The following is a 19049-nucleotide window of genomic DNA, read 5'->3' on the forward strand; positions in this document are numbered from 1 at the left end:
CCGCCAGGCTCACAGGATGCCACCGCCGGGGCCGCGCCCCGGACGGAACGGCGGAAGGGGCCCGCCGCGACCGGTGTGCACCGGCCGTGCGGGCCCCTTCCCGGAGACAGGGGGAGCGGTGGCTCAGTCCTTGATCTCGCAGATGGTCGCGCCGGACGAGACGGACGCGCCGACCTCGGCGCTCAGTCCCTTGACGGTGCCCGCCCGGTGGGCGTTGAGGGGCTGCTCCATCTTCATGGCCTCCAGGACGACGATCAGATCGCCCTCCTGGACCTCCTGGCCCTCCTCGACGGCGATCTTCACGATCGTCCCCTGCATGGGGGAGGCGAGGGTGTCGCCCGAGGCGGCGGAGGCGGACTTCTTCGCGGCGCGCCGCTTGGGCCGCGCGCCCGCCGCCAGGCCGGTGCGGGCCAGCGTCATGCCGAGCGAGGACGGCAGCGAGACCTCCAGGCGCTTGCCGCCCACCTCGACCACGACCGTCTCCCGGCCCGGCTCCTCGTCGGTCTCGGCGTCGGCCGTCGCGGCGAAGGCGGGGATCTCGTTGACGAACTCGGTCTCGATCCACCGGGTGTGGATCCGGAACGGGTCGGCGGTGAACGCGGGGTCGACGACCACGGCGCGGTGGAAGGGGATGGCGGTGGCCATGCCCTCGACCGTGAACTCGTTCAGCGCGCGGGCGGCGCGCTGGAGCGCCTGCTCGCGGGTGGCGCCGGTGACGACCAGCTTGGCGAGGAGCGAGTCCCACGCCGGGCCGATCACGCTGCCGGACTCGACGCCCGCGTCCAGCCGGACGCCGGGGCCGGTCGGCGGGTTGAACACGGTCACCGTGCCGGGCGCGGGCAGGAAGCCCCGGCCCGGGTCCTCGCCGTTGATACGGAACTCGAAGGAGTGACCGCGCACCGGCGGGTCGTCGTAACCCAGCTCCTCGCCGTCGGCGATCCGGAACATCTCGCGCACCAGGTCGATGCCGGTGACCTCTTCGGTGACCGGGTGCTCCACCTGCAGACGGGTGTTGACCTCCAGGAAGGAGATCGTGCCGTCGACCCCGACGAGGAACTCGACGGTGCCCGCGCCCGCGTAGCCCGCCTCCTTGAGGATGGCCTTGGAGGCGGCGTACAGCTCCGCGTTCTGCGCCTCGGACAGGAACGGGGCCGGGGCCTCCTCGACCAGCTTCTGGTGGCGGCGCTGGAGGGAGCAGTCACGGGTGGAGACGACCACGACATTGCCGTGCTGGTCGGCCAGGCACTGGGTCTCCACATGCCGGGGCTTGTCGAGATAGCGCTCGACGAAGCACTCGCCCCGGCCGAAGGCGGCGACGGCCTCGCGGACCGCCGAGTCGTACAGCTCCGGCACCTCTTCGAGGGTGCGGGCGACCTTCAGACCCCGGCCGCCGCCGCCGAAGGCCGCCTTGATGGCGATCGGCAGCCCGTGCTCGCGGGCGAACTCGACGACCTCGTCCGCGCCGGAGACCGGGTCGGGGGTGCCCGCGACGAGCGGGGCCCCCGCGCGCTGGGCGATGTGCCGGGCGGCGACCTTGTCACCCAGATCGCGGATCGCGGACGGCGGCGGGCCGATCCACGTCAGCCCGGCGTCGATGACGGCCTGGGCGAACTCCGCGTTCTCGGAGAGGAAGCCGTATCCGGGGTGGACGGCGTCCGCGCCGGAGTCCTTCGCGGCCTGCAGTACCTTGGCCATGTCGAGATAGCTGGCGGCCGGAGTGTCACCGCCCAGGGCGAACGCCTCGTCCGCCGCGCGGACATGCAGCGCGTCCCGGTCCGGATCGGCGTAGACGGCTACGCTCGCGATCCCGGCGTCCCGGCAGGCACGGGCAACGCGGACAGCGATTTCGCCACGGTTGGCGATGAGCACCTTGCGCACGATGGCTCCCTCCTTGGAACAAGCTGAGTTTAGGGACTGCCGACACGGCCTTACGACCCGTCCCCATTGGTGAGCTTGCCCACACGGAGCGTGATTCGAGGCTCGCGCAAGTCACGAAAATCCCTTGTCGCACCACGGTACGACGGGTATTCACCTCGCAGACTAGCCCTGTCGAGCGGTGCAGGTCTCTGTTCGAGAGCCCTGCGGCCGGACGTGTTTCTTTGTGGAGTCCCTACGAACGGGCGAATGATTCTTTGCGGCGGGGCCCGCCGTGGCACGGGCCGGACCACGGCGTGCCGGGACTCTTGTGGCGGGGTTTACCAGTGAGTAGCGTGCGCGCTGTCATCGGCACGTCCGTGCGGCGACAGAGGGGTGGGGCGCCGTGGCGCGCAGACCGGCGGCCTTCGCGGCCGCGCTCGTCCTGCTCGTGGAGGCCGTCGGCCTGGTGGTGATCCACGGGATCCTCGCGACCTTCGTGGACGGCCAGAGCATGTCGCTGGACGGTCTCGACCCGGCCGCGACGGCCGCCGGGACCTGGGCCGCCGGAGCCGCCACGGGGCTCTTCCTGGCCGGGTGCGCCCTGGTGTCGCTGCTGGCCGGGATACGGGACCGGGCGCCGGGCCGGCCGGGCCGGGCGCTGCTGATCGCGGCGGCGGTGGTGCACGGGGTGCTGGGCGCGGTGGCGGTGGGCCCGGTGGGGTGGACCGCGTTCGCCGTGCTCATGGTGGGGATGGGCGCGGCGCTGGCCGTGCCGGTGCTCTACGGGAAGCGCGCCGCCGAGGGGCGGGGCACGGCCCCCGAGGCCCTCTCGGCCTGAGCGCGGGCTCCTCGGCCGCACGGCCGGGCGGTCGGGTCTCCCCGCCGCCGGTGTCCGGTGTCCGGCCCGGTCGGCGGTCCGCGCGGCCGCTCAGACCCAGAGTTCGGTGACCGAGCGGTCCAGCTCGGCCAGCAGCGCCCGCAGCAGCGGCAGCGACAGCCCGATCACATTGCCGGGGTCGCCGTCGATCCCGTCGATGAACGGCGCCGAGCGGCCGTCCAGCGTGAACGCGCCCGCCACGTGCAGCGGTTCGCCGCTCGCGACATAGGCGGCGATCTCCGCGTCCGTGGGCTCGCCGAAGCGGACCGTCGTGGACGCGGTCGCGGACGCGATCCGGCCGGTGGCGGTGTCGGTGACGCAATGGCCGGTCTGCAGCACGCCCGAGCGCCCGCGCATCGCCTTCCAGCGGGCCGTGGCCTCCTCCGCGTCGGCCGGCTTGCCGAGCGCCTCGCCGTCCAGTTCGAGGACCGAGTCGCAGCCGATGACCAGGGCGCCGGCCGCCTCCGGACGGGCGGCCACCACGGCGGCCTTGGCCTCGGCCAGCACCAGGGCCAGCTCGGCGGGCGTCGGGGCGCTCAGGGCGTCCTCGTCGACACCGCTGACGATCACCTCGGGCGCGAATCCGGCGTCGCGCAGCAGACGCAGCCGGGCGGGGGAGGCGGAGGCGAGGACCAGGCGGGGGGTTCGGGCGGTCATGCCGCCATGGTAGGCGGCGCTCAGCGCAGACCGACCACGAACATCCCCAGCACCATGGCGAGCGCCAGCAACAGGCCGGCGCGGCGCATCATCGCCTGCGTCTCGCGCAGTTCCTCGGGGGGCTCGTTCTCCGGGTCCGACCACAGCATGTCCTCGATACTGCGGCCCCGGCCCACGGCCGCGCCTGAGTACGGGTACTCAACCGGGACAGTGGCCTCCGGCACACCGCGAGAGCTGCCGGGCGCCGCCCGGGACCGATCGCGACCGTCCCGCGCGGGACCGACCGGAACCGTCCCGCGCGGGACCGACCGGAACCGTCCCGCCCGGGGCCGCCCGGGGCCGTCCCTATACCGGCCAGTAGGTACGGGCCCAGGCGCGCGGCCCCGGCAGCGGACGGCGGTTCCGGGCGATCCGCGCCGGGTCCGACCACTGCTCCGGCCCGCTCGCCGCGCCCGGCTCGGCGCCCGCAGCCGCCGCCGCGCGCGCCCGCACCACCGCCAGGGCGGCGGCCAGCTCCTCCGGGGTCGGATTGCCCCGTACGACCTTGATCATCGTCCTGCCTCCTGGGTGGTCGGTCGCCGGCCGGTCACAGCGGGATGTTGCCGTGCTTCTTCGGCGGCAGGCTCTCCCGCTTCGTCCGCAGCTGCCGCAGCCCCCGCACGATCTGCGCCCGGGTGTCCGACGGCATGATCACCGCGTCCACATAGCCGCGCTCGGCCGCCGTGTACGGATTGAGGAGCGTGTCCTCGTACGTCCGGATCAGCTCGGCCCGCGCCGCCTCCGGGTCCTCGGCCTCCGCGATCGTCCGCCGGTGCAGGATGTTCACCGCGCCCTGCGCGCCCATCACCGCGATCTGCGCGGTCGGCCAGGCGAGATTGAGATCGGCCCCCAGATGCTTGGAGCCCATCACGTCGTACGCGCCGCCGAAGGCCTTCCGGGTGATCACCGTGATCAGCGGAACGGTCGCCTCCGCGTAGGCGTAGATCAGCTTTGCGCCCCGGCGGATGATCCCGCCGTACTCCTGGTCCACCCCGGGCAGGAACCCCGGCACGTCCACGAAGGTCAGCACCGGCACATTGAAGGCGTCGCAGGTGCGAACGAACCGCGCGGCCTTCTCGGAGGCGTTGATGTCGAGACAGCCCGCGAACTGCATCGGCTGATTGGCGACGATCCCGACCGGAAAGCCCTCCACCCGGCCGAAGCCGGTGACGATGTTCGGCGCGAAGAGCGACTGCGTCTCCAGGAACTCGCCGTCGTCCAGCACCCGCTCCACGACCGCGCGGATGTCGTAGGGCTGATTCGCGCTGTCCGGGACGAGGACGTCCAGCTCCCGGTCCTCCTCGGTGGGACCGAGATCGGCCTCCTCCGGGAAGGCGGGCGGCTCGGAGAGATTGTTCGACGGGAGATAGGAGAGCAGGGACTTGACGAACTCGACGGCGTCCTTCTCCTCGCCCGCCAGATGGTGCGCCACACCCGAGGTGGTGTTGTGCGTCCGGGCCCCGCCCAGCGCCTCGAAGCCGACGTCCTCGCCGGTGACCGTCTTGATGACGTCCGGGCCCGTGATGAACATGTGCGAGGTCCCGTCCACCATCACCGTGAAATCGGTGATCGCGGGGGAGTAGACGGCGCCGCCCGCGCACGGGCCCACCACCAGCGAGATCTGCGGGATCACCCCGGAGGCGTGGGTGTTGCGGCGGAAGATCTCGCCGTACATCCCCAGCGCGCTCACCCCCTCCTGGATCCGCGCGCCGCCCGAGTCGTTGATCCCCACCACCGGACAGCCGGTCTTCAGCGCGAAGTCCATCACCTTGATGATCTTCTGCCCGTAGACCTCGCCGAGCGCCCCGCCGAAGACCGTGAAGTCCTGCGAGAAGACCGCGACCGGACGGCCGTCGACCGTGCCGTAGCCGGTGACCACACCGTCCCCGTACGGCCGGGTCCGTTCCAGCCCGAAATCGGTGGAGCGGTGCCGGGCCAGCTCGTCCAGCTCCACGAACGAGCCCTCGTCCAGCAGCAGGTCGATCCGCTCGCGGGCGGTCAGCTTGCCCTTGGCGTGCTGCTTCTCCACCGCGCGGGCGGAACCGGCGTGAGTGGCCTCATGGGTGCGGCGCCGAAGATCCGCGATCTTCCCGGCGGTGGTGTGCAGGTCGGTCTGTTCCGGCTCGGACATCGGGATGCGGCTCCCCTGGCTGGTCGGCCGCCGGGGGGCGGCCGAGCGGCTGAGCGGCCGGCGCGGTGGCCGGGCGCTGGTGGGCGGAATTCGCGGCGGGACGGTCGCCCGCCCTGCGAGGGACTGGGCTGCTGGGCTGCTGATTCGTAGAGTATCGGCGCGTATACGGTTCGGCAGTGCGGTCTTTGACACACCTAACCTGGCTTGCATGACGCCAGAGAATGCGCCCCCCGGCCGCTGGTCCGACCTGGACCGGCCGCCCCTGAACACCACGGTGCTGCGCCGCGCCCTGATCCGCCCGGGCGGCCTGTGGACCTCGTTCGACGTGGTCGCCGCGACCGGCTCCACCAACTCCGATCTGGTCCGGCGCACCCCGCTCACCGAGGGCGCGGTGCTCGTCGCCGAGGAGCAGACCGCCGGACGGGGGCGGCTCGACCGGACCTGGACCGCGCCCCCGCGCTCGGGGATCTTCCTCTCCGTCGTGCTGCGCCCCGGCCCCGGGGTGCCGGTCGAGCGCTGGGGCTGGCTCCCGCTGCTCGCCGGTCTCGCCGCGGCCACCGGGCTCAGCCGCTCCGCGGGCGTCGACACCTCCCTCAAATGGCCCAACGATCTGCTGGTGAAGGTCGACGGCGAGGAGCGCAAGGCCGGCGGAATCCTCGCCGAGCGGGCCGGCGACGACGCGGTGATCATCGGCATCGGCGTCAATGTCACCCTCCGTGCCGACGAGCTTCCGGTCCCGACGGCGGGCTCGCTCGCCCTGGCCGACGCGGTCTCCACCGACCGCGACCCGCTGCTGCGGGCCGTGCTGCGCTCCCTGGAGCAGTGGTACGGCCGCTGGCGCGAGGCGGGCGGCGACCCGGCCCTCTCCGAGGTGCAGCGGACGTACGCGGCGGGCTGCGCGACGCTGGGCCGGGCGGTACGGGCGGAGCTGCCCGGCGGGCGTTCGGTGACCGGGGAGGCGGTGGCGCTGGACGGGGACGGACGGCTCGTGATCGCCCCGGAGGACGGGGAACGGCAGGCGGTCGGCGCGGGGGACATCGTCCATCTGCGCCCGGCGGGCTGAGCGGGCCGCCGCCCCGCCGCGCGCCGCCGGATGAAACCGAGGCGTGACGAGGACGTGAGCCAGGGCACACCTGCCGTATCGTTGAGGCGGTCGAGGGATAGATCGAGAACGGCAGGACAGTGCGCAGGGAACGGGCAGGAGGCGGCTGGTGACCGGCGACGACTCCACTTCCGGCGCGTTCGGCCCCGCCTCCGGGCCGAGAGGGGCCGCCGACCCGGGATCCGGGTCCGGCGCCGCTTCCGGGTCCGCTTCGGGAGCACCGTCGTCGTCCGGCGCCGCGGGCGGATCGGCCGGGTCCGCCGGGTCCGCCGGATCTCCTGGCGCCGCCGGGTCTGCCGGGTCCGCTTCGGCCGCCGGTTCCGGGCGGGCCGGGTCCGGGACTCCCCCCGCCTCGGGGGCCGTGCATCCGACGCCGCACCACGCGGTCGACCACACCGCCGAGCCGACCGACGACCCCCTCGCCATCCGGCTGGAGGCGCTGATCCTCGGCGCCGACCGCCGCTACACCCCCTTCCAGGCCGCCCGCACCGCCGGCGTCTCCATGGAGCTGGCCTCCCGCTTCTGGCGGGCGATGGGCTTCGCGGACATCGGCCAGGCGAAGGCGCTCACCGAGGCGGACGTCCTGGCCCTGCGGCGGCTCGCCGGACTGGTGGAGGCGGGCCTGCTCAGCGAGCCGATGGCGATCCAGGTGGCGCGCTCCACCGGCCAGACCACCGCCCGGCTGGCCGAATGGCAGATCGACTCCTTCCTGGAGGGGCTGACCGAGCCGCCCGAGCCCGGGATGACGCGTACCGAGGTCACCTATCCGCTGATCGAGCTGCTCCTGCCGGAGCTGGAGGAGTTTCTGCGCTACGTCTGGCGCCGGCAGCTCGCGGCGGCGACCGGCCGGGTGGTGCAGGCGGCGGACGACGAGGAGATGGTCGACCGGCGGCTCGCGGTGGGCTTCGCCGATCTGGTCGGCTTCACCCGGCTGACCCGGCGGCTGGAGGAGGAGGAGCTGGGCGAGCTGGTCGAGGCGTTCGAGACCACCTCGGCGGATCTGGTCGCCGCCCACGGCGGGCGGCTGATCAAGACCCTCGGCGACGAGGTGCTGTACGCGGCCGACGACGCGGGCACCGCGTCGGAGATCGCGCTCCGGCTGATAGACGCGATGACCCATGACGAGACCATGCCGGCGCTGCGGGTGGGGATCGCCTTCGGGACGGTCACCACGCGGATGGGCGACGTCTTCGGCACCACCGTGAATCTGGCGAGCCGGCTGACCTCGATAGCGCCGAAGGACGCCGTGCTGGTGGACGGGGCGTTCGCGGAGGAGCTGATCCGTACCGGCGACGCGCCGAAGTCGGAGGCGCAGGCGGCCGAGGACGCGGCCGCCGCCGAGAAGGAGGGCGAGCCCGGGCCCTCGTACCGCTTCGCGCTCCAGCCGATGTGGCAGCGGCCGGTCCGCGGCCTGGGCGTGGTGGAGCCCTGGCTGCTGTCGCGCAGACACTGATCCGCCCGGGGCCGGCCTCTTGGGACGCCGGGGGAGCGGGCCTATGATCCGGTGAACCGTCGTTCACCGGGAGGGTGCCCTCATGTCCGATTCCGAACAGCGGTCCGCGGCGTCCGGCTCAGGCCCGGCGTCGGGATCCGAGGGGCGTCCCGCTTCCCGCTCCGCCGCCGACGCGGCCGCGCCCGGGCCCGTGCTCGGCTCCGGCTCCGCAGCGTGCTTCGCGCCCGGCTCCGAGCGGAGGTTCGGCGAGCATGTCCTCGTCCGCTTCGACGACCACGTCGCCGAGCTGGTGCTCGACCGGCCGGCCGCCATGAACGCCGTCTCCACCGCCATGGCCCGCTCCCTCGCCGCGGCCTGCGCCGCCCTCGCCGCCGACCCCGGGGTCCGCGTCACCGTCGTCACCTCCTCCCACGACCGCGCCTTCTGCGTCGGGGCCGACCTCAAGGAGCGCAACTCCCTCACCGACGCGGAGCTGGTGCGCCAGCGGCCCATCGCCCGGGCCGCCTACACCGGCGTGCTGGAGCTGCCGATGCCCGCCGTCGCCGCCGTGCACGGATACGCCCTCGGCGGAGGCTTCGAGCTGGCGCTCGCCTGCGATCTGATCGTCGCCGACGCCACCGCCGTGGTCGGACTGCCCGAGGTCTCCGTCGGGGTGATCCCCGGCGGCGGCGGGACCCAGCTGCTGCCGCGCCGGGTCGGCGCGGCCCGCGCCGCCGAGCTGGTCTTCACCGCGCGCCGGGTGGAGGCCGCCGAGGCCCGGGAGTTGGGGCTCGTCGATCTGCTCGCCGGGGACGCCCGCACCGAGGCGCTCGCGCTCGCCGCCCGGATCGCTGCGAACTCGCCCGTCGGGCTGCGGGCCGCCAAGCGGGCCCTGCGCCTGGGCCAGGGGCTCGACCTCCGCGCCGGGCTGGAGGTCGAGGACGCGGCCTGGCGCTCGGTCGCCTTCTCCGGGGACCGGGCCGAGGGGGTCGCCGCCTTCAACGAGAAGCGGAAGCCCCGGTGGCCCGGCGAGTGACCCTGGACCAGGCCAACTGATCAAAACCTCTCAAACCTCCCTAAGGTGGGGGGATGGCTGAGGATCGGCGGCTGCGGGCCGTGGTGGCACTGTCCCAGGCGATGGCGGCGGCGCAGACCCCGCGCGAGTTCTGGCGGGCCGCGGCGCTCGGCGCGTGCTCCGCGCTGAGCGGGTCCTTCGCCGCGCTCTCCGTGTGGGAGCGCGAGCTGGGGCGTCTCAAGGTGCTGGTGAACGCGGGCGAACGGGCACCCGGCGAGGAGGAGTTCCCCGAGTCGGAGACCTATCCCGTCAATCGCTTCCCCGAGATCACCGAATTCCTCCACGAGCAGTGGGCCGGCGGCGGCGAACCCGACGCCTGGGTCGAGTCGATCGACGACGCCCCCGCCGCCGGCCCCGGGGAGCCCCCGCGGGGCTACCGGCATCCGTCCGCGCCCGCCGGGGGGCGGATCGCCGCGCTCCGGCGCCGCCGCCGGGGGTGCTGTGTGGTGGCCCCGATCGTGCTGCACGGGAGGGCCTGGGGGGAGCTGTACGTCGCCCGGCCGCTCGGCGCGCCGGTCTTCGACCGGGGCGACGCCGACTTCGCCACCGTACTCACCTCCGTCATCGCCTCCGGGATCGCCCAGACCGAACGCCTCGAAGAGGTCCGCAGACTCGCCTTCACCGACCCTCTCACCGGCCTCGCCAACCGCCGCGCCGTCGATATGCGACTCGACGAGGCCCTGGAGCGCCACCGCGCCGACGGCTCCGTCGTCAGCCTCGTCGTCTGCGACCTCAACGGCCTCAAACGGGTGAACGACACCCATGGCCACGCCGTCGGCGACCGGCTCCTCGAACGCTTCGGATCGGTCCTCTCGCTCTGCGGGGCGATGCTGCCCGGCGCGCTCGCCGCCCGTCTCGGCGGGGACGAGTTCTGTCTGCTCTCCGTCGGTCCCGCCGCCGACGAGGTGGTCCGGGTCGCCGGAGAACTCTGCGTACGGGCCGCCGAATTGGAGCTGGGCGACGGGGTGGCCTGCGGGGTCGCCTCCACCGGCGACCCGATCGGCCAGGTGCGCACCGCCCGCCGGCTCTTCCGGCTCGCGGACGCGGCCCAGTACCGGGCCAAGGCCGCCCGCTCCCCGGAACCGGTCGTCGCGGGCCGCGACGGCACCGTACTGCGGCTCGCGGACACCCCGCCCCGCCACCCCGAGCGGGAGCGGCGCGCCTTCCGTGGGGCGCCGGCGGAGGACGGCTCGGCGGTGGACGGCTCGGCGGTGGACGGTCCGGCGGAGGGCGGTCCGGAGAAGGGCGGTCCGGAGAAGGACGGCCCGGCGGAGGGCGGTACGGCGTCGGGCGGCCCCGAGGAGCCCTGGGGCGGGTCCTGAGCAGTATGTGCCCCGGGCATACGCCAGAGACGCGGGGCGACGGGTAAGGGTTCACCCCGGTCGGCACTGATGACATGCGCCAATTCAATCCGTACGCTGCTGAATATGGATATGCATACCGTCGTGGTGGGGACCTCCGGCGCCACCGCAGCCGATGTCATCGCCGTGGCCCGCGAGAACGCCCGCGTCGAGCTCTCCTCCGCGGCCCGCACCGCCCTCGCCGACGCCCGCTCCGTCGTGGACGCGCTCGCCGCCCTGCCCGAACCCGTCTACGGCGTCTCCACCGGCTTCGGCGCGCTCGCCACCCGCCACATCGGCCCCGAGCTGCGCGGCCGGCTCCAGCGCAACATCGTCCGCTCGCACGCCGCCGGCATGGGCCCGCGCGTCGAACGCGAGGTCGTCCGCGCGCTGATGTTCCTGCGGCTCAAGACCCTCTGCTCCGGACACACCGGCGTCCGCCCCGAGGTCGCCGAGACCATGGCCGAGGTGCTCAACGCCGACATCACCCCCGTCGTCCACGAGTACGGCTCCCTCGGCTGCTCCGGCGACCTCGCCCCCCTCTCCCACTGCGCCCTGACCCTCATGGGCGAGGGCGACGCCGAGGGACCCGACGGCCGGGTGCGCCCCGCCGCCGAACTGCTCGCCGAGCACGGCATCGCCCCCGTCGAACTCCGCGAGAAGGAGGGCCTCGCCCTCCTCAACGGCACCGACGGCATGCTCGGCATGCTGCTCATGGCCCTCGCGGACCTCCAGCGGCTCTACACCAGCGCCGACATCACCGCCGCGCTCACCCTCGAAGCCCTCCTCGGCACCGACCGGGTCCTCGCCCCCGAACTGCACGCCATCCGGCCCCACCCCGGACAGAGCGTCTCCGCCGCCAACATGAGCGCCGTCCTCAAGGGCTCCGGACTCGTCGGCCACTTCCAGCAGGACGAGGCCCCCCGCGTCCAGGACGCCTACTCGGTGCGCTGCGCCCCGCAGGTCGCCGGAGCGGGCCGCGACACCCTCGCCCACGCCCGGCTGGTCGCCGAGCGCGAACTGGCCGCCGCCGTCGACAATCCGGTCGTCCTCCCCGGCGAGGGCCGGGTCGAGTCCAACGGCAACTTCCACGGCGCGCCCGTCGCGTACGTCCTCGACTTCCTCGCCATCGCCGCCGCCGACCTCGGCTCCATCGCCGAACGCCGAACCGACCGGCTCCTCGACAAGAACCGTAGCCACGGGCTGCCGCCCTTCCTCGCCGACGACCCCGGTGTCGACTCGGGTCTGATGATCGCTCAGTACACCCAGGCCGCCCTGGTCAGCGAGATGAAGCGGCTCGCCGTCCCGGCCTCCGTCGACTCCATCCCCTCCTCCGCGATGCAGGAGGACCATGTGTCGATGGGCTGGTCGGCCGCCCGCAAACTGCGCACCGCCGTCGACGCGCTCGCCCGGATCGTCGCCGTCGAGCTGTACGCGGCCGCCCGGGCGATCGAGCTGCGCCACGGGCTGACCCCGGCGCCCGCCTCCCGGGCCGCCGTCGACGCCCTGCGCGCGGCCGGTGTTCAGGGGCCCGGGCCGGATCGTTTCCTCGCTCCCGACCTGGAGGCCGCCGCCGCGTTCGTCCGCGAGGGGCGGCTCATCGAGGCCGTCGAGCCGGTCACCGGTCCGCTGGGCTGAACCCTGGGAGCCCCGGCGGGCCGTACCGCATGGTGAAGGGTCCCGTACCGCACGGCGAAGGGGCCCGTACCGCATGGTGAAGGGTCCCGTACCGCACGGCAAGGGGGCTCGTATCGCACGGCGAAGGGCCGGTCCCGCGCGGGACCGGCCCCCTCATCCGCGGAGTGTCACAGCCCGAGATTCTCGCGCCGGCGCACCGCGTAGGTCACGAAGCCGATCCCGACACCGAGGAACGCGGTGCCGCCGATCAGGTACGGAGTGCTGTCGAAGCCGCCGGTTTCGGCCAGTTGAAGCTGTTGTGACGTGGTGTCCGCGCCGGTCCGCTGTCTCTCCGCGGCGCCCGGATCGGCGGAGGCGTTGGCGGACGGGACGAACCAGAGGGCGCAGAGCAGGGTTCCCGCGGCGGTGGCGGTCAGAAGCGGTCGGCGTGCGACGGACACGGGCACGATCTCCCTCGAGGCGTGCTGGAGTTGGCCGGATGCGCAGATGCTAGTGATAGGAGCACGTCAAAGGAAAGTCAGGACGGCTGTCGGGGCCCCGGTCGCGAACGCGTGGAGCGCCCCATGGAAGATGGTTGCCCATCAGGGTTGCTCCGGTGTAGGGCCCAGGGGAGTGGCGTTCCCCACATCCGTTCGGGCGAAGGAACCGGGAAGCCCGATATGGGTGTTGAACTGAGTGTTCGGTCCAGGGGAAATCGGCGACGATGGAGAAGCGTGTGATGACGGACAGCAAGCGGCGCAGGGCCCTCATGGCCGCGTCAGCGGCGCTCAGCGGTGTGCTGGTGCTGTCGGCCTGCGGCGGCGGGGACGGTGGCGGGGACAAGAACGGCGGGGACAGCCAGAGCGGCAAGAAGACGCAGGCCCAGGTGGACGAAGCGGCGGCCAAGAAGGTCTCGGACGCCCGAATAGCCATCACCCCCAAGAACGGCGTCACCAACGCGAGCATCAACAACGCCGCGAAGGTCACCGTCAGCGAGGGCACGCTCACCGAGGTCAAGCTGACCACCGCCGCCGGCGCCGCCGTCAAGGGCACGCTCGCCGCCGACCGGAAGAGCTGGCAGCCCGACACCGCGCTGGAGCGCTCCACCGCGTACAAGCTCTCCGTCACCGCCAAGGACTCCGGCGGCCTGACCGCCCACGAGAACTCCTCCTTCACCACGGTCTCGCCGGACAACAGCTTCATCGGCAACTTCACCCCCGAGGACGGCTCCACCGTCGGCGTCGGCATGCCCGTGTCGATCAACTTCAACAAGCCGATCACCAACCGCAAGGACGTCCAGAAGGGCATCACCGTCTCCACCACCGGCGGCCAGGAGGTCGTCGGTCACTGGTTCAACTCCCAGCGGCTGGACTTCCGCCCCGACCAGTACTGGAAGGAAGGCTCGACCGTCTCGCTGAAGCTCGCCCTCGACGGCGTCGAGGCGTCCCCCGGCGTGGTCGGCGTCCAGCAGAAGACGGTCAAGTTCAAGATCGGCCGCAATCAGGTCTCCACCGTCGACGCCGCCACCAAGACCATGACCGTCACCCAGGACGGCAAGACGGTCCGGTCCATCCCGATCTCCGCGGGCGCGCCCAGCACCCCCACCTACAACGGTGAGATGGTGATCTCCGAGAAGTTCAAGGAGACCCGGATGAACGGTGCCACCGTCGGCTTCACGGACTCCGACGGCAAGGGCGAGTACGACATCAAGGACGTCCCGCACGCGATGCGGCTCTCCACCTCCGGCACCTTCATCCACGGCAACTACTGGGGCAAGGGCATCTTCGGCAAGGCCAACACCAGCCACGGCTGTGTCGGCCTGGAGGACGTCCAGGGCGCGGGCGACGCCAACAAGGCCGGCGCCTGGTTCTTCAACAACTCGCTGCTCGGCGATGTGGTGATCGTGAAGAACTCCAAGGACAAGACGATCGCCCCGGACAACGGCCTCAACGGCTGGAACATGGACTGGGACAAGTGGAAGGCGGGCTCGGCGGTCTGAGCCTCTGAGCTTCTGAGGCCCATGGGCCCGAGGCTCCGAGGTCCGAGGTCCGGCCCCTGACCTCCTCCGCCGCGTACGGCCGAAGGCGGCGTCCCCCTGCCGGGGGCGCCGCCTTCCCGTTTCCCCGACCCGCCGTCACGGGCCGGACAGGTTCCCGACCGCCGGCCGGGCGACCCGGCCGCCGAGGGCGGGAAACGCCGGCCGTCCCCCGCCGTCACCCGCCCTCACCCGCCTGACAAGTCCGCCGGGACGGTCGTGGATTGGCCCGATGCGGATCCGATGACCACACTGGTGCCCCATGACCACCACACCCGCCGCCGCGACCGTACCCGCCTACGCCGCCCCCACCCCCGGGGCCCCGCTGGAGCGCACCGCCATCGCCCGCCGCCCGGTGGGCGAGCACGACGTCCGCATAGAGATCAAGTACTCCGGGATCTGCCACTCCGACATCCACCAGATCCGTGAGGGCTGGGGCGAGGGCATCTTCCCGATGGTGCCGGGCCATGAGATCACCGGCGTCGTCACCGAGGTCGGCCCCGGCGTCACCCGGTTCGCCGTCGGCGACCGGGCCGGCGTGGGCTGCATGGTCGACTCCTGCCGGGAGTGCGACCACTGCCGGGCCGGGAACGAGCAGTTCTGCGTACGCGGCAGCATCGCCACGTACAACGCGCTCGACAAGAACGGCGAGCCCACCCTCGGCGGCTACTCCACGCACATCGTCGTGGACCAGGCCTTCACCCTGAGGATCCCGGACGGGCTCCCGCTCGACACCGCCGCGCCCCTGCTGTGCGCGGGCATCACCCTCTACTCGCCGCTCGCCGCCCGGCAGGCGGGACCCGGCAAGAAGGTCGCCGTCGTCGGTCTCGGCGGCCTCGGCCACATGGGCGTGAAGATCGCCCACGCGATGGGGGCCGAGGTGACCGTGCTCAGCCAGTCGCTCCGCAAGAAGGACGACGGGCTGCGGCTCGGCGCCGACCACTACTACGCCACCGACGACCCGGAGACCTTCGAGAAGCTGGCCGGGACCTTCGACCTCATCGTCTCCACCGTCTCCGTGCCGCTGCCGCTCGACGACTACCTCGGCATGCTCAGCGCGAACGGCGCACTGGTGAACGTCGGCGCGCCGGAGGCCCCCGTCTCGCTCAATCTGCTCTCCCTCATCGGCGGCGGCAAGGCCCTCATCGGCTCGAACATCGGCGGCATCCGGGAGACCCAGGAGATGCTGGACTTCTGCGCCGAGCACGGCCTGGGCGCGGAGATCGAGGTGATCGGCGCGGACGGGATCAACGCGGCGTACGAGCGGGTCCTGTCCAGCGATGTGCGCTACCGCTTCGTGATCGACGCCTCCACCATCTGACCGCCCGGCTCAAGCAGCCGCGAGCCGCGAGCCGCGAGCCGCGAGCCGCGAGCCCCGAGCCGCGACCGCCCGGCCCCCGGACCACCCGGGCCGCCGGGCGGCCGCGCGCCGACGGTCGTCCGGCCCCGACTCCCCGGCCCCGACTCCCCGCCTCCCGTCAGCAGTCGCCGTCCGACCACGGCAGCCGGTACCGCGAGTCGATCCGGTACTCCCCGGCCCGCTCCACCGTCAGCCGGGTCGCCTCGCCCTCCTGGCGCAGACACGCCCCCTCGGCCCGCAGCCACGGCGAGTACGCCACCCGTACCGTCACCGACCCCGCCGACTCCATCCGCACCACCAGCTCGCCCGCGTCGCCGCGCACCACCGTGCCCGGCGACGACACCAGCGGCACCGCGTCCGCCACCCGGTAGATCGTCCAGCCGTCGTCCGCCCACACCCGCTCCAGCCACTCGGGCTCGCCGCGCACGATCTCCGCCTCGCCCAGCGCCGGACCGTCGATCCGGCCGTGCGGCAGCACCACGAACCCGACCGCCCAGCGGTCCAGCCACTGCCGGTAGGTCGCCTCGCTCAGCGAACCGTCGTAGAACAGCCGCCCGCGCTCCACGTCCAGCTGGCGGTTCCAGCCCCGCGCCAGATGCACGTGCGGGGCGATCAGGGTCGCCTCCCGGTGGTTACGGGCCGGGACGACCTCGACCCGGGTACGGTCCGCGCCCAGCCGCTCCAGCTCCCGCAGCACCCCGTCGGTCTCCCGCGCCCACGACGGGACGCCGGTCGAGACGCCCAGGTCGTCATCGGTCTTGTCGATCACCCAGAGGACGTTCACGACCAGCACCGCCGCCAGCGCGAACCGGGTCAGCGCCACCCGCGCGGGACGCCATGCCGCGCCCGTCGCCATCAGCGCCGCCAGCAGCACCGGCGGACCCGCCAGCCCCACCAGCCGCTCCACATTCGTCCCGATCGGCGTGGGGATCACATACGTGAGCACGACCCCGATCCCGTACACCCCGGCCCCGTACCGCACGGTCCGCCATCCGGCCGGCGCGGCGATCACCACCGTCGCGCAGGCCAGCAGCGGCATCCACAGCTTCCCCGACGGCATCGGCATCTCCCCGTCGAAGGGGAAGAGCACCGTCGTCGCGCCCACCACCAGCGCCGGCGGGACCAGCAGCGCCGCCGCCCGGCCCCACCGCCGGGTCGGCAGATACGCCGCGCCCACCACGACCAGGAAGAGACCCGCGACCGGGCTCGCCAGCGTCGCCAGCGCCGCGCCCACACCCGCCGCGGCGGGGCGGCGCACCAGCAGCAGCGCGACCAGCCCGACGGCCAGCCCCAGCGCGAAGGTCGTCCGCCCGGACGCGATGTTGCACCACACGGCCAGCGCCCCCAGCAGCGCGGGCCACAGCGGCCGGCGCACCCCGGTGCGCACGACCAGCGCCGCCAGCGCCCACGACCCCAGCAGACCGGCGGCGACCGAGACCGCCCGCACACCGAACGCGGCCATCAGCGGAGGAGCCAGCACGCTGTAGTTGACCGTGTGCATACCCCCGTACCAGGAGAGGTTGTACGCCGAGTCCGGATGCGACTCCACGAACTCGGTCCAGGCGAACTGCGCCGCCAGATCGCCCCCGCCGGTGGCCAGCCAGATCGCCCACACGGCGTACAGCGGAGCCACCACGGCCGTCACCACGAGCGGGACGCGCCACCAGGAGGCCGCCGGCGCGTCCCGCCCGGCCGTCCCCGCAGTCCCCGCTGTCGCCGTCGCCGTCGCCGTCGCCCCGGCTGTCTCCGCCGGCGCGGTCATCGTCTCGGTCCGCTGTTCGCTGTTCCCCACCCCCCAACCCTAATCGCGGGCGAGCGCCCCTTCGCAGGCCCGTTCGGACCCGCGAAGGGGCCGGCTCACGCCACCGCGCGCCCGGCGCGCAACTCCAGGCGCTCCCCGCCGAAGCCGCTCCGGAACCGCCGGTCGTGCGAGACCACGACCACCGCCCCCGAGTACGCGGCGAGCGCCTCCTCCAGCTCCTCCACCAGACTCAGCGCCACATGGTTGGTCGGCTCGTCCAGTACGAGCAGATCCACGGGCGACCGCAGCAGCCGGGCCAGCTCCAGCCGCCGCCGCTGGCCCACCGACAGCGCCGCCACCGCCACCCCGAGGTCCTCCTCGCGGAACAGCCCGAGGCCGAGCAGCTCGTCCTCGTACTCCTCGGGCGGACCGGGGCGGCCCGCCGCGTACGCGCTGAGCAGCGGCGCGGGCGACGCGGCCGCGGGCAGCTCCTGCGGCAGATAGCCGACCCGCACCCCCGGCGGGCGGTGCACCGTGCCCCGGTCGGGGCGCAGCTCACCGGCGAGCACCCGCAGCAGGGTCGTCTTCCCCGCGCCGTTGGGCCCGGTGACCAGCAGCCGCTGCCCCGACTCCACCCGCAGCCCCTCCATCCGCAGCCGGTCGCCGACGGCGACGTCCGCCAGCCGCGCCACCAGCCCCTCGTGGCCCGCGGAGACCGGCCGGGCCCGGAAGCGCAGCGGCTCCGGAGGCGCGGGCACCGACTCCCGCCACAGAAGATCGAGCCGCCGCCGGGCCGCCGCGATCCGCCCGGACAGCTTCGTCTCGTGCGACCGCCGGTGCTTGCCGAAGCCCTCGCCCGGATCGCGGCCGCTCGTCGCCAGCCGCTGCCCGGCCGCCGCGACGAGGGCCTCCGCCGCGAAGATCTCGTCCAGCCACTCCTGATGGTCCTGCTCCCAGCGGCGGCGGGCGGCGGCCTTCGCGGTGCGGTAGCCCTCCCAGCCGTCGCCGTAGCGGCGCACCGCACGGGTGTCGCGGTCGACCTCCAGGACGGTGGTCGCGATCCGCTCCAGGAAGGCCCGGTCGTGGGTGACGGCGACGACCGTGCCCCGGTGGGCGCGCAGCCGCTCCTCCAGCCAGCGGACCGCCGCCCGGTCCAGATGGTTCGTCGGCTCGTCCAGCAGCAGCAGCTCGGAGCCCGCCGCCAGCACGCACGCCAGCGCCAGCCGGGAGCGCTCCCCGCCGGAGAGCGTGCCGAGCGGGCGGTCCCGGCCGAGACCGCCGAGGCCGAGGCCGTGCAGGGCCGCGTCCACCCGGGCGTCGGCCTCGTAGCCGCCGCGCTCCTCGAAGGCGGTGAGCAGCTCCCCGTACTCCGCGAGCGGCCCCTCGGGGTCCGTTTCGAGCAGCTTCTCCGTCTCGCGCAGCCGCCGCTCGATCGTCCGGACCTCGGCGAGCGCGGTGTCGACGGTGTCGCCCACGGTGTGCTCGGGCCCGACCCCGAAGGTCTCGGCCAGGGTCTGCGCGAGATGCCCGGCGCCGCCGGGGGCGCCGACGGTGATCTCGCCGGTGTCGGGGGCCTCGGCCCCCGCCATCAGCCGCAGCAGGGTGGACTTGCCGGAGCCGTTCTCCCCGATCACCGCGGCGCGTTCGCCGGGCCGGACGGTGAGGGTGATCCGGTCGAGGACGGGACGGGCGCCGTACGCCTTGGAGACGTCCTTCATGGTCAATTGGGCGCGTTCGCGCATGGTTCTTTCCCTGGGGTGACATGCCGATGCGGCCGCGGGGCGGC

Annotated in this window: 16 protein-coding genes; 8 read left to right on the forward strand and 8 right to left on the reverse strand. The window is 73.5% G+C overall.

Annotated features, from left to right (window positions below; all coding sequences use genetic code 11):
* Nucleotides 1–123 precede the first annotated feature (123 nt).
* On the reverse strand, nucleotides 124–1878 hold the full coding sequence (locus ACF089_RS12170) for an acetyl/propionyl/methylcrotonyl-CoA carboxylase subunit alpha (RefSeq protein ID WP_392025240.1): 1755 nt from the start codon (nucleotides 1876–1878) through the stop codon (nucleotides 124–126).
* Nucleotides 1879–2260: 382 nt separating this feature from the next.
* Here ACF089_RS12170 and ACF089_RS12175 point away from each other — a divergent pair, with 382 nt between their 5' ends.
* Nucleotides 2261–2695, forward strand: coding sequence for a hypothetical protein (locus ACF089_RS12175; protein ID WP_392025241.1), 435 nt, complete (start codon nucleotides 2261–2263; stop codon nucleotides 2693–2695).
* 90 nt (nucleotides 2696–2785) lie between these two features.
* Here ACF089_RS12175 and ACF089_RS12180 read toward each other — a convergent pair whose 3' ends face one another.
* The 4 genes from ACF089_RS12180 to ACF089_RS12195 form a co-directional block, all read right to left on the reverse strand.
* The gene (locus ACF089_RS12180) at nucleotides 2786–3391 is read right to left on the reverse strand and encodes a Maf family protein (RefSeq protein WP_392025242.1); all 606 of its coding nucleotides are present in this window, start codon (nucleotides 3389–3391) and stop codon (nucleotides 2786–2788) included.
* Between the two features lie 20 nt (nucleotides 3392–3411).
* Nucleotides 3412–3540, reverse strand: a complete 129-nt coding sequence (gene mmpB / locus ACF089_RS12185; RefSeq protein WP_344479140.1) for a morphogenic membrane protein MmpB — start codon at nucleotides 3538–3540, stop codon at nucleotides 3412–3414.
* A gap of 196 nt (nucleotides 3541–3736) precedes the next feature.
* Nucleotides 3737–3943: an acyl-CoA carboxylase epsilon subunit gene (locus tag ACF089_RS12190; protein WP_392025243.1), complete on the reverse strand. Its 207-nt coding sequence runs from the start codon at nucleotides 3941–3943 to the stop codon at nucleotides 3737–3739.
* Nucleotides 3944–3977: 34 nt separating this feature from the next.
* Entirely contained in the window at nucleotides 3978–5561 is a 1584-nt protein-coding gene (locus ACF089_RS12195; RefSeq protein WP_392025245.1) for an acyl-CoA carboxylase subunit beta, read from the reverse strand.
* Between the two features lie 208 nt (nucleotides 5562–5769).
* Between ACF089_RS12195 and ACF089_RS12200 the strand changes: the two genes are divergently transcribed.
* The 5 genes from ACF089_RS12200 (at nucleotide 5770) to hutH (ending at nucleotide 12148) form a co-directional block, all read left to right on the forward strand.
* Nucleotides 5770–6624, forward strand: a complete 855-nt coding sequence (locus ACF089_RS12200; protein ID WP_392025247.1) for a biotin--[acetyl-CoA-carboxylase] ligase — start codon at nucleotides 5770–5772, stop codon at nucleotides 6622–6624.
* Between the two features lie 400 nt (nucleotides 6625–7024).
* Nucleotides 7025–8116: an adenylate/guanylate cyclase domain-containing protein gene (locus ACF089_RS12205; protein WP_392025249.1), complete on the forward strand. Its 1092-nt coding sequence runs from the start codon at nucleotides 7025–7027 to the stop codon at nucleotides 8114–8116.
* Nucleotides 8117–8198: 82 nt separating this feature from the next.
* Nucleotides 8199–9131 carry an enoyl-CoA hydratase/isomerase family protein gene (locus tag ACF089_RS12210; protein ID WP_392025251.1) on the forward strand — a complete coding sequence of 311 codons (933 nt, stop codon included), beginning with the start codon at nucleotides 8199–8201 and terminating at the stop codon, nucleotides 9129–9131.
* 53 nt (nucleotides 9132–9184) lie between these two features.
* Nucleotides 9185–10492: a diguanylate cyclase domain-containing protein gene (locus ACF089_RS12215; protein ID WP_392025253.1), complete on the forward strand. Its 1308-nt coding sequence runs from the start codon at nucleotides 9185–9187 to the stop codon at nucleotides 10490–10492.
* A 111-nt stretch (nucleotides 10493–10603) separates the two neighbouring features.
* The gene (gene hutH / locus ACF089_RS12220; protein WP_392025722.1) at nucleotides 10604–12148 is read left to right on the forward strand and encodes a histidine ammonia-lyase; all 1545 of its coding nucleotides are present in this window, start codon (nucleotides 10604–10606) and stop codon (nucleotides 12146–12148) included.
* A gap of 167 nt (nucleotides 12149–12315) precedes the next feature.
* Here the strand turns inward: hutH and ACF089_RS12225 are convergent, their stop codons facing one another.
* Nucleotides 12316–12588 carry an LAETG motif-containing sortase-dependent surface protein gene (locus ACF089_RS12225; protein WP_392025255.1) on the reverse strand — a complete coding sequence of 91 codons (273 nt, stop codon included), beginning with the start codon at nucleotides 12586–12588 and terminating at the stop codon, nucleotides 12316–12318.
* 263 nt (nucleotides 12589–12851) lie between these two features.
* On the opposite strand from ACF089_RS12225, the gene ACF089_RS12230 reads away from it, so the two are divergent.
* Both ACF089_RS12230 and ACF089_RS12235 read left to right on the forward strand, forming a co-directional pair.
* Nucleotides 12852–14126, forward strand: a complete 1275-nt coding sequence (locus ACF089_RS12230; RefSeq protein WP_392025257.1) for an Ig-like domain-containing protein — start codon at nucleotides 12852–12854, stop codon at nucleotides 14124–14126.
* A 298-nt stretch (nucleotides 14127–14424) separates the two neighbouring features.
* On the forward strand, nucleotides 14425–15483 hold the full coding sequence (locus tag ACF089_RS12235) for an NAD(P)-dependent alcohol dehydrogenase (protein ID WP_392025259.1): 1059 nt from the start codon (nucleotides 14425–14427) through the stop codon (nucleotides 15481–15483).
* Between the two features lie 157 nt (nucleotides 15484–15640).
* Here the strand turns inward: ACF089_RS12235 and ACF089_RS12240 are convergent, their stop codons facing one another.
* A complete protein-coding gene (locus tag ACF089_RS12240) occupies nucleotides 15641–17314 on the reverse strand; it encodes a hypothetical protein (RefSeq protein ID WP_392025261.1) in 1674 nt (557 codons plus the stop codon).
* Nucleotides 17315–17379: 65 nt separating this feature from the next.
* Nucleotides 17380–19005: a ribosomal protection-like ABC-F family protein gene (gene abc-f / locus ACF089_RS12245; RefSeq protein ID WP_392025263.1), complete on the reverse strand. Its 1626-nt coding sequence runs from the start codon at nucleotides 19003–19005 to the stop codon at nucleotides 17380–17382.
* Nucleotides 19006–19049: the final 44 nt, after the last annotated feature.

Origin of the sequence: Streptomyces sp. NPDC014894 (assembly GCF_043080985.1) — a bacterium.
GTDB lineage: Bacteria > Actinomycetota > Actinomycetes > Streptomycetales > Streptomycetaceae > Streptomyces.

Bases quoted from the DNA above. Each gene is read 5' to 3' on its own strand.
- ACF089_RS12180 (WP_392025242.1), bottom strand. From the start codon at position 3,391: ATGACCGCCCGAACCCCCCGCCTGGTCCTCGCCTCCGCCTCCCCCGCC.
- mmpB (WP_344479140.1), bottom strand. From the start codon at position 3,540: ATGCTGTGGTCGGACCCGGAGAACGAGCCCCCCGAGGAACTGCGCGAG.
- ACF089_RS12190 (WP_392025243.1), bottom strand. From the start codon at position 3,943: ATGATCAAGGTCGTACGGGGCAATCCGACCCCGGAGGAGCTGGCCGCC.
- ACF089_RS12195 (WP_392025245.1), bottom strand. From the start codon at position 5,561: ATGTCCGAGCCGGAACAGACCGACCTGCACACCACCGCCGGGAAGATC.
- ACF089_RS12200 (WP_392025247.1), top strand. From the start codon at position 5,770: ATGACGCCAGAGAATGCGCCCCCCGGCCGCTGGTCCGACCTGGACCGG.
- ACF089_RS12210 (WP_392025251.1), top strand. From the start codon at position 8,199: ATGTCCGATTCCGAACAGCGGTCCGCGGCGTCCGGCTCAGGCCCGGCG.
- ACF089_RS12215 (WP_392025253.1), top strand. From the start codon at position 9,185: ATGGCTGAGGATCGGCGGCTGCGGGCCGTGGTGGCACTGTCCCAGGCG.
- hutH (WP_392025722.1), top strand. From the start codon at position 10,604: ATGCATACCGTCGTGGTGGGGACCTCCGGCGCCACCGCAGCCGATGTC.
- ACF089_RS12230 (WP_392025257.1), top strand. From the start codon at position 12,852: ATGGAGAAGCGTGTGATGACGGACAGCAAGCGGCGCAGGGCCCTCATG.
- ACF089_RS12235 (WP_392025259.1), top strand. From the start codon at position 14,425: ATGACCACCACACCCGCCGCCGCGACCGTACCCGCCTACGCCGCCCCC.
- abc-f (WP_392025263.1), bottom strand. From the start codon at position 19,005: ATGCGCGAACGCGCCCAATTGACCATGAAGGACGTCTCCAAGGCGTAC.